Consider the following 1,366-nt stretch of genomic DNA (forward strand, 5'->3'; position numbering starts at 1 on the left):
TTTAATGGCTCGGATTAGGACGTCTTCCGAGTGGTTTTGATTATACGCTAATAATAACTATTATCAATAGCAAAATTAAAAAAATAATGGGTTTTGTTGTAATGATTTGTTTTGTATGGGAATTAAATTGCGGTATTGGCTTTGCCGTGATTGAAAAGGCTCTGAACGTCAAACGAACAGGTCGGTTGAAATAGGGTAAGGCAAACATTTCGACCCTATCTTTCAGACGGCCTTTTGATTTGTTTCAATCACTCATAAACCCAAACAATCAACATATCCAAAGCCATATAAAATACCGTATAATCAAGGCCAAATTAACTTTGCCTGCTTGTCGGGCCGTCTGAAAAATTATGCAACAAACCTACGCCGCGGTACAGCGAGATTTGCTCGAAGCCAACCATCTTTCCCCCGATTTGCTCGCCCAAAGCCTGAGCATTATTGGCGCCAATCATGTCGATTATGCCGACATCTATTGTCAGCGTACTGCCTATGAAAGTTGGCATTTGGAAGAAGGCATCGTCAAATCGGGCAGCTTTCAAATCGATCAGGGCGTGGGCGTGCGTGCCGTTTCGGGCGATAAGACTGCTTTTGCCTACGCCGACAGCCTGTGTATCGATTCAATCAACCGCTCTGCCAAAGCCGTGCGCGTGATTGGTGCGGCCGGCGGCGAAGCCAGCGTCAAAGTGCCGACACCTGCCTACGGCAAGCCTGTCCACATGGCGATTGACCCTATTGCCAGCCTTGATTCCGCCGCCAAAGTCGCGCTGTTGAACAAAGTCGAAACGCTGGCCAAAGCCGCTGATCCGCGTATCGTGCAAGTGATGGCCGGTTTGACCTGCGAATACGACATGGTGTACATCGCCCGTTTGGACGGTAAACACGCTGCCGATATCCGCCCGATGGTGCGCATGAACGTTACCGTCATTGCCAAGCAGGGCGAGCGTCGCGAGCAGGGCAGCGCAGGCGGCGGCGGACGTTATGATTTGGCGTATTTCGATGAAAACTTGGTACATCGGTTTGTCGATTCCGCTGTCAAACAAGCGCTGACCAATCTCGAATCCCGTCCTGCGCCTGCCGGCGAGATGACCGTCGTTTTGGGCAACGGCTGGCCGGGCGTGTTGCTGCACGAAGCGGTCGGACATGGTTTGGAAGGCGATTTCAACCGCAAAGAAACCAGCGTTTTCTCCGGCAGAATCGGCGAACGTGTGGCCGCCAAAGGCGTTACCGTTGTGGATCAAGGCGATATTGCCGACAGACGCGGTTCGCTCAATATCGACGACGAAGGCAATGAAACCCGCCGTACTGTATTGATTGAAGACGGTATTTTGGTCGGCTATATGCAGGACGAAACCAACGCCCGCCTGAT

At 51.2% G+C, this 1,366-nt stretch carries 1 protein-coding gene; it reads left to right on the top strand.

The features are described from left to right. Positions 1–350 precede the first annotated feature (350 nt). Positions 351–1,366, top strand: a 1,016-nt coding sequence (locus tag ACTHS3_RS13250; protein WP_440368159.1) for a metallopeptidase TldD-related protein, incomplete at its 3' end; no start/stop codon positions are given.

It is taken from the genome of Neisseria sp. P0009.S007, from assembly GCF_051962515.1.